General features: G+C 43.5%; 8 protein-coding genes. 1 reads left to right on the top strand and 7 read right to left on the bottom strand.

From position 1 onward, the window contains the following. Nucleotides 1-653 precede the first annotated feature (653 nt). The 7 genes from L1D55_RS11920 to dusA all read right to left on the bottom strand — a co-directional run bounded on the left by L1D55_RS11920 (nucleotide 654) and on the right by dusA (nucleotide 7,772). On the bottom strand, nucleotides 654-1,430 hold the full coding sequence (locus L1D55_RS11920) for a phosphoadenylyl-sulfate reductase (protein WP_061034294.1): 777 nt from the start codon (nucleotides 1,428-1,430) through the stop codon (nucleotides 654-656). Further along, nucleotides 1,423-3,150, bottom strand: coding sequence for an assimilatory sulfite reductase (NADPH) hemoprotein subunit (cysI, locus tag L1D55_RS11915; RefSeq protein WP_239917558.1), 1,728 nt, complete (start codon nucleotides 3,148-3,150; stop codon nucleotides 1,423-1,425). Before cysI ends, L1D55_RS11920 begins: the two co-directional genes overlap by 8 nt. Beyond that, nucleotides 3,150-5,015, bottom strand: coding sequence for an assimilatory sulfite reductase (NADPH) flavoprotein subunit (locus L1D55_RS11910; protein ID WP_239917557.1), 1,866 nt, complete (start codon nucleotides 5,013-5,015; stop codon nucleotides 3,150-3,152). The genes cysI and L1D55_RS11910 overlap by 1 nt, the downstream gene beginning before the upstream one ends. A 123-nt stretch (nucleotides 5,016-5,138) precedes the next feature. Beyond that, nucleotides 5,139-5,369 (bottom strand): hypothetical protein, encoded by a 231-nt coding sequence (locus L1D55_RS11905; RefSeq protein WP_004735813.1) that lies wholly within the window; start codon nucleotides 5,367-5,369, stop codon nucleotides 5,139-5,141. A gap of 193 nt (nucleotides 5,370-5,562) precedes the next feature. Next, the gene (locus L1D55_RS11900; RefSeq protein WP_105025776.1) at nucleotides 5,563-6,228 is read right to left on the bottom strand and encodes a TIGR04219 family outer membrane beta-barrel protein; all 666 of its coding nucleotides are present in this window, start codon (nucleotides 6,226-6,228) and stop codon (nucleotides 5,563-5,565) included. Nucleotides 6,229-6,363: 135 nt separating this feature from the next. Beyond that, a complete protein-coding gene (pspG, locus tag L1D55_RS11895; protein ID WP_004741265.1) occupies nucleotides 6,364-6,585 on the bottom strand; it encodes an envelope stress response protein PspG in 222 nt (73 codons plus the stop codon). A 182-nt stretch (nucleotides 6,586-6,767) separates the two neighbouring features. Beyond that, on the bottom strand, nucleotides 6,768-7,772 hold the full coding sequence (gene dusA / locus L1D55_RS11890) for a tRNA dihydrouridine(20/20a) synthase DusA (RefSeq protein ID WP_239917556.1): 1,005 nt from the start codon (nucleotides 7,770-7,772) through the stop codon (nucleotides 6,768-6,770). Between the two features lie 104 nt (nucleotides 7,773-7,876). On the opposite strand from dusA, the gene L1D55_RS11885 reads away from it, so the two are divergent. Continuing rightward, nucleotides 7,877-8,944 (top strand): site-specific integrase, encoded by a 1,068-nt coding sequence (locus L1D55_RS11885; protein WP_239917555.1) that lies wholly within the window; start codon nucleotides 7,877-7,879, stop codon nucleotides 8,942-8,944. The last annotated feature ends 17 nt before the right edge of the window (nucleotides 8,945-8,961 follow it).

Raw genomic sequence — 8,961 nt, 5'->3', positions numbered from 1 at the left:
GCGTTCAATCTGAGCCATGATCAAACTCTTCAATTTAAGATTTTGTGACTCAACGAATACTGACTTCAAAACTACTGTGTAATTTTAAAGCTATTATCATTCCAACAGAATGATAATGAATTGACTGTGCCGATAATAAATTATCGATTGGTCACTCAGTTCATTGAAATCAAGTTGAAACCGGAGTTTCATTTTTTGATATTCATCAACGAGTGCCCACACAGATTGATAGGTTTAAATTGTTAAAGAACTTCTCTTCGTTGTGACTTACATCACTTCGGAAGAGGCGGCTATTCTAGCGACTTAATCTTCAGTGTCAAACACTTTTGAAAATTAATTTCTACTTTCTAAAAGTAGAAGCGAATAATCGCTTGAAGCCAGTTGCCTAACCAACATTCTTTGCTGAAGCCTTATGGCGTCTGCCGTGTCAGTGAGGCGGCATTATAGAGATGTCGCTCACATTGGCAAGTGTTTATTTAAGAAAAATGCAAAAACAAGGCTTACATGATGGATAAACCACCAAGACCCTATTTATGCAAGTTTAACTACAAAGTACCTACAAACTAATCACAGAGTTATCCACAGGGGTTGTTTTTTTGCCCCCAGAAAAGCAAAAAAGCTGCCCTAAAGCAGCTTTTTAATCAGCAATGAACCTAAATACCAGAGCCATATTGTTCGCCATCGTCCTCATGAAGCCCACATTCTCGCTTTAACCCGTTAAAGCGGGTTTCTTCTTCTGTCATACCTGGCTCCCACTTCTTAGTTGTATGTGTATCTCCAACTGAAAGGTAGCCCTGCTCTCGAAGCGGGTGGTAACTCAAACCGTGCTCTTCTAAATAGTAGTGAACATCTTTGTTGGTCCAATCGATTATAGGTAAGAACTTAAACACACCATTTTGGATAGATAAGATTGCCAAGTTTGCACGTGATTGGGACTGCTCTCTTCTCAACCCGGAGAACCAAGTACCAGCCTCAAGTTCATCTAACGCCCTTCTCATCGGTTCGACTTTATTTAGCTTGTTGTACTTTTCGATACCCTCTAGTCCTTGTTCCCACAGTTTCCCATATTGCGCTTCTTGCCAATTAGGGCTTTGCTGAGCACGAAATACTTGTAGGTTTAAGGTGAGCTTCTGGCTTAACTCATCTATAAAACGATAGGTTTCTGGAAATAGGTACCCGGTATCGGTAAGAATAACCGGAATATCCGGCTTTGCCTGAGTGACTAAGTGCAGCATGAGTGCTGCTTGGATTCCAAAACTTGAAGACACAACATGTGTTCCTTCTAAGTTTTCTAGTGCCCATTTCACTCTTTCTAAAGCAGTTAGCTGTTCTAACTCTGCGTTAATCTGTCCAAGACGAAGTACCTGCTCCGTCTTGGTCAGTGCGAGCAGTTCTGCTAACTTCAATTTTGAAGCGACAGAATTATGCATGCAGATCCCTCTTTGAAATGATCACCTCTTGGATGATGCCAGCTCGGATTGTGAAATCACCGAACCCTTCGTTCTCTTCTCGTTCTGCAGCCCAACGGCCCACCAGCGAATCAATCTCTTCTAAGATTTGAGCTGATGTGATGTTCTCTTTATACATCTTAGGAATACGAGTGCCGGCTTTGTTGCCACCTAAATGCATATTGTAACGACCTGGTGCTTTGCCTACTAAACCAAGTTCAGCCAACATTGCACGGCCACAGCCATTTGGACACCCTGTTACACGAAGGATGATGTTATCGTCTTCTGGCAAACCATGTTTCTTAAGGATACCTTCAACATCGGTAACAAACTCAGGAAGAAAACGTTCGGCTTCTGCCATTGCTAAAGGACATGTAGGGAATGCTACACACGCCATCGAGTTCTTGCGTTGTTCACTTACCGCGTCATCCATCAGACCATATTGACGAGCTAACTTCTCAATTTTTGCCTTCTGGCTCTTAGGGACACCAGCAACAATTAAGTTTTGGTTTGCAGTCATACGGAAATCGCCTTTGTGGATCTTAGCAATTTCTGCAACACCAGTTTTCAGTGCTTTCCCAGGGAAATCAAGCAAGCGACCATTTTCAATAAACAGCGCTAAGTGATGCTTACCATCAATGCCTTCAACCCAGCCGATACGGTCGCCACGCTCCGTGAATTCATAAGGGCGGCTTTCCGAAAACTTAACACCCGCACGCTTTTCAACTTCCGCTTTGAACACATCAATGCCTACACGGTCTAGTGTGTACTTAGTTTTTGCATTCTTACGGTTTGAACGATTACCCCAATCACGCTGTGTGGTAACAACCGCTGCCGCAACATCTAACGTATTTTCTAGTGGCACAAAACCAAAGTCATCAGCTTTTCGAGCATAAGTAGAAGTATCACCGTGCGTCATTGCTAAACCACCACCGACTAACACGTTAAAGCCCACCAGCTTTCCGTCTTTAGCAATCGCAACAAAGTTAAGATCGTTAGCGTGAACATCGACATCATTTTGTGGTGGGATCACAACTGTTGTCTTGAATTTACGCGGTAGATAATTATTACCTAGGATTGGCTCATCATCGGTTGTTTCTAATTTCTCGCCATCAAGCCAGATCTCGGCGTAAGCACGAGTTTTAGGAAGTAGGTGTTCACTGATCTTCTTCGCCCACTCATAGGCTTCTTGGTGAAGTTCAGATTCAACAGGGTTTGTCGTACACAGAACATTTCGGTTTACATCACCCGCAGTAGCAATTGAATCAATACCAATGCTATTTAACGTTTGGTGCATCAGCTTGATATTTGGCTTTAACACGCCGTGAAACTGAAACGTTTGACGAGTCGTTAAACGGATTGAACCATAAGACGTACTTTCATCTGCAAACTTATCTATTGCTAACCACTGCTTAGGAGTAATGATGCCACCAGGCATACGCGCACGGAGCATGACGTTATGCAGAGGCTCTAGCTTTTGCTTAGCACGTTCGTTACGAATATCACGGTCGTCTTGTTGGTACATGCCGTGGAAACGAATCAGTTGAAAGTTATCTGCTGTAAAGCCGCCAGTGATACGATCTTGTAAGTCTTGCTCGATCGTACCGCGCAGGTTATTACTCTCACGCTTTAGACGCTCATTGTCAGCCAACGGACCAAGTACTTGGCCTAGCACTTCTTGCTCTATTACTTGCTTGCTCATTAGTACACATCCCTTTGGTAACGTTTCGCTTTACGTAAATCATGAATATATTGCTCAGCCTGTTCGCGGCTTTGATTGCCCTGTTTTTCAGCAATCGTAACTAGTGCTTCATGTACGTCTTTCGCCATTCGAGTCGCATCACCACACACATAAAAATACGCGCCTTCTTGTAGCCATTGCCATACTTGCTCCGCCTGCTCGATTAAGCGGTCTTGCACATACACTTTCTCTTTTTGGTCGCGGCTAAAAGCAACATCTAGCTTAGTTAGCGCACCAGATTTGAGGTACTTCTGCCATTCAACTTGGTATAGGAAGTCTTGAGTAAAGGTACGGTCGCCAAAGAATAACCAGCTCTTACCTTGAGCATCTGTGTTTTCGCGCTCTTGAACAAAGCTGCGGAATGGTGCGATGCCAGTACCCGGACCGACCATAATGATTGGAGTATTGTCGTCTTGTGGTAGCTTAAAGTTATTGTTGTTCTCTACGAACACCTTCACTTCACCACCTTCCTCTAAACGCTGAGCTAGGAAACTTGATGCTCCACCTAAACGAGACTCTTCACCTTTTTGGTATTCGACCAGACCAACCGTTAGGTGAACTTCTTCATCCACTTCAGCTTGGCTCGATGCGATTGAGTAAAGACGCGGTGTAAGCTTACGCAACAGACCTAAAAGCTCATCAGCCGATAGTTTGGTTTTCTTCTCAGCTAATACATCAACAATTTGCGTGTTGCCCGCGTATTCACGAAGCTTGTCTTTATCTTCCACCAGCTTTAACAGTTTCTTGCTACCAGATAGCTCAGCAAACTTAGTCACAAGTTGAGGGTTTGAAGCCGTTATCTCGAACTTACTCACTAGAGCACTATGAATAGAGAGGTTTTCACCATCCACATCTACGCTCTCGATACCAGAGAGCCCAACTTTAGCAAGAATCTGATTCGCTAATTCTGAACTGTTTTCATACCACACACCCAGTGCGTCACCCGGTTGATAAGTAATACCGGACTCATCCAGATCAATCTCGATATGACGAACGTCTTTACCCGAATCTCGACCTGTGATCTTTTGACTTGTTAGCAATGTTGCAGTGTATGGGTTTTGCTTGGTGTACTGTGAATGATCGGCAGCAGCTTGACCTACTGGTAATTGAACTACCTCGGCCTCAGCGCCCGTCGAAAGTGTTTCTTGTACTTGTGATAGAGCTTTAGCGCGCCACTCGGTTGCTGCCGCTTCGTAATCTACGTCACAATCAAGACGGTCAACAAATGATTTTGCACCAAGCTTAGCTAGGAAGTTATCGAAGTCTTTCGCTGTTTGGCAGAAAAACTCGTAGCTTGAGTCACCCAGACCAATCACACCATATTGTAAGTTTGATAGCTTTGGCGCTTTCTTTGATTGTAGGAATTCGTGCAGTTCAATCGCGTTATCTGGCGCTTCACCCTCACCATTAGTTGAAGCCACGAAAATAACGTGCGTCTCTTTAGCTAGGTTCTTGCCTTTGTAATCACTGGCATCGAAAAGCTCGACGGCGATACCTAGGGCTTTTGCTTCTGCTTCTAGTGATTCAGCGACACCTTTGGCATTACCGGTTTGAGAAGCAAAGATAATGCTGAGCTTGCCAGCAGGTTTTGCAGCAACCGCCGCAGCTGCTTGAGTAATCGGTGCGGCTGCGCCCACAGGTTGAGCTTGGCTCACACCCCATAAGTAACCACTAACCCATGCCAATTGTTGAGAAGATAATTCGGAAACAGTTTGTTGAAGATGACCCAGTTGTTGGTCATTAAGCGGTGCAGCTAATCCAGGTAGCTCGTTCGTCCCAGACTGTGCATTGTTATTTTGTGAAGACTCTTTCTTATTTAAAGACATGGTCACGACATCCCTAATCATTGCGTGACGATAGATTAACCACTCCTTTTAATAACAAGAAAGAATAGAAAAGTATGTTTTATAACTTTTTGGAAGTAAAAAGCGATTGAATGGGTAAATTAGCTACTGGTTTTCAATACGAACTTGTTGAAAACCGACCGCCATTGCCGACTTAGATGCTAGGTCTAAATCTGCATAATGGCACTCCTCACCGTGGACATCAGTAAGCAGAACAAAGCCGCCCCCCATATGGCGAAACTCCACAACCCAAGACCCTTCTTGTATTGAGGGCTCTATGATGGCTTCTACTAACAAATTTTCTCGATATAAATTGCGTAATTCATTGAGTGTCATATTCCATCCCTTGTTCTGACCCAACAACATAGACCTTATAAGAATAGACGTTAATCAGCTTCCTGTATAAGGATGGTCGAAAGTGATGAATGTGCTAACTAATTCCAGAAAGATATAATCAACAGATATAAAAAAACGCCACTTAATAAAGCGGCGTTCTTAAAATTGGTTTTAGATGTTCTTTAGGGTCGACTTAGAATCGTACTTCTGCGCCAGCAAACCAACCATCTACCATGACAAAGTTTTTACCTAGCTCAGAATCAAAGAACTCATCTGAGTCTAAGTCGATAACACGGTAACCACCACGCAAGGCAATTTCAGACTCTGATACTGGGATTCGGTACTGAACACCCGCCATCAAATCTGTGCTCTTAATACCACTGCTATCACCGAATTCCATGGTACCAATGATATCGAAGTTGGTGTCAGGAACGTTGATCTCTGCGTTACCGTAGAAGCTCCAAGTAAATTCATCGAAGCTTGCTTGAGTTCCTTTTTGAGGTTCAATGTAATTCGAGTTTGAGTACTGAGTAAACGTCAGACCCGCATCGAAGTTCATCAACTTGTGCTCTAGCAAGGTGTAGTAGAATGTGTAGTCGTACTTATCAAAAGCCAATGCATCCGTATCAATAGACGTATAACGGAAGCTAGCATTTGGCAGCATTGGGGCATTATGCTCAAATGCGAAATACACAGAAGGAGAGTTAGAGTCTTCGTCTTGTCTCACTTCATTTAGCTTGGTACTTCCCCACCACATATCGGCACCGACTTTAGCCGTGTAAGAAAACTCTTCCTCAGCAGATACCGCTGAACTTAAAGATAGCATTCCCACTAAAGCAATTAATGGCATTTTATTCATTTGAGATAGCTCCAATTCCATATCGTTGTGCTAAGTGTATGCACATTCATAGATTATTGGGGAAAATTCTACCACACATCTTAAAGACTAAAACGATAAACCGACAGCAAGCCGATATTTGACGGTGTCATGACTTTAGTAGCGTCTCTGACTCGAGCTATGTACAAAGTTTTTGAAAAACCACACACCGATTGCAATCACAATCAACCAAGGCAGTAATTTAAACACCACACTCATCATACCAAGCAGCAACATTACGGCTAATGCAACTCCTGTTGCCGCTAATACCGTCATAAAGGTAATGCCTGTCACAAGAAGCGTAGCAACGAAAATAAGAACAAAGATTAATTCAAACATAATGGTCTCCCTAGTGAGTTAATGACCTATCTTTCCTAATTTCTAATATTGCAGCTTCTGTACCAAGTCGGCAAAATCAATAAAACCCTTATTTATCAGTCAAATAAAAAGCCGCACATTCTCATGTACGGCTTTTCAAGTAAATCCAAGTGGTAAATTTAGCCTTTAGTGGCGAATTTAACCTATACGTTCAGCTCTTTAGGAATCTTAGCCAATGCCGTCTGCATGACTTCGATACCCGCGCCTTTCTTATGCGCATTTTCGCTAATGTAGCGACGCCATTGTCTTGCACCCGGCATGCTTTGGAAAAGGCCAAGCATATGACGAGAAATGTGCCCTAGGCTTGCACCCTTTGAAAGCTCACGCTCGATGTACGGGTACATCTCTTCGACGACTTGTGAGCGTTTCTTGATTGGCGTATCTAAGCCGAAGATCTGTTGATCCACTTCCGCCAGAATAAATGGGCTATGGTAAGCCTCGCGACCGATCATCACGCCATCCAGGTGCTGAAGATGCTCTTTTGTCTGCTCTAATGTGGTGATGCCACCGTTTACTGCGATCACTAGATCTGAGAAGTCTTTCTTGATCTGGTAAGCACGATCATAATTCAAAGGTGGGATCTCACGGTTCTCTTTCGGGCTAAGACCACTCAACCACGCTTTACGTGCGTGAATAGTGAATTGCTCACAACCACCCTTTTCAGAAACCGTTGAGATAAACTTCGTCAGAAACTCATAAGAGTCTTGGTCATCGATACCAATGCGAGTTTTCACAGTGATTGGAATATCAGTGACTTCTTTCATTGCTGATACACAGTCTGCTACTAGCTCTGGCTCTGCCATTAAGCACGCACCAAAGCGACCGTTTTGCACTCGGTCTGAAGGGCAACCTACGTTAAGGTTTACTTCATCATAACCACGCTCAGCTGCAAGCTTGGCACAAGCCGCAAGATCAACTGGATTTGAACCACCAAGTTGAAGAGCCAGTGGATGCTCTTGCTCACTGTATTCTAGGAAATCGCCCTTACCGTGTAAGATCGCGCCTGTTGTTACCATTTCCGTGTACAGAAGAGTCTGCTGAGAGAGCAAACGGTGAAAGTAACGACAGTGGCGGTCAGTCCAATCGAGCATGGGTGCAACAGAAAGTCGGTTACTAGCGTATTTACTGGTTTTATTAGTGTTTGTCATGATTCAGTCTCAATTAATACTGTACAAACATACAGTGAATTACCTAGAATTAAACGGAATTACTTCCTGTAGTACCCCTCAAGTACCCCTTTAGGAGTTGGACAATGGCAAGTTATACCATCGAGACCAGAAAGCTAAAAAGCGGTGAACCAAGGTTCAAGGTAACAATCATCGTTAAAAAGAATTCGCGCATTATACACAGGGAAAGCAAAACTCTAAAAAAGAAAGCACTCGCTAAAGCTTTCGGTAAAAAAAGGGTAGCTGAATTAGAAGCTCAAGGGGTACTCAATCAGCCAAAAACGGTCCCCCTTTCGGTACTCCTCGATTTGTTCATGGCAGAGCGTGACCTTTGGGACAATACAGGTCGAACAAAACGCTACGTTATTAAGATGCTTAGGGATTGCGACATCGCCCAAGTTGAGAGTAATCAGCTAAAAACTAGCGACTTAATCGAGCACTGTAAGAATAGAAGAGGCACAGGAGCCAAACCCGCAACGATTTATCATGATATCGCTTACCTGCGCTCTGTAATGAAAAAGTCTAAGCCTGTCTTCAACATCGACACCAATCACCAGATATTTGATGAAGCCGTCCCTGTTCTGATTGATATGGGGTTAGTCGGTAAGAGTCAGAAACGAACACGCCGCCCGACTTCTGAAGAACTGAAAATCTTGAAGCTTGGATTAGAACTACGAGAATCTTTCCGGCCAAACGGTACAACTCGAATCCCATTCACTGACATTCTAGAGTTCAGCATTCTTACTTGTATGCGTATTGGCGAAGTCTGCAAGTTGCGTTGGGAAGACCTCAACCAAGAACATAAAACGATACTCGTTAGAGACAGAAAAGACCCAAGGAAGAAAGAGGGCAATCACATGATTGTTCCGTTACTTGGTGAATCATTCGAGATCGCACTCAAGCAACCAAATAAAGGTGATCTGATTTTTCCATACAATTCACGAAGTGTCAGTGCAGGCTTTCAGCGAGTACGAAACGAATTAGGTATTGAAGATTTGAGGTATCACGACTTACGCAGAGAGGGAGCGAGTAGGTTATTTGAAAAAGGGTACTCAATCGAAGAGGTAGCACAGGTAACAGGGCACAGGAACTTGAACATTTTATGGCAGGTTTATACTCAACTCTTTCCACACAAACTTCACAACCGTACTTGAGTAAATATGGAGCCAAA

It is taken from the genome of Vibrio sp. Isolate22, from assembly GCF_022398115.1.
Lineage (GTDB): Bacteria > Pseudomonadota > Gammaproteobacteria > Enterobacterales > Vibrionaceae > Vibrio.
Note: the sequence above shows the minus strand (reverse complement) of the source record. Positions and strands in the feature narration are given on the sequence as shown.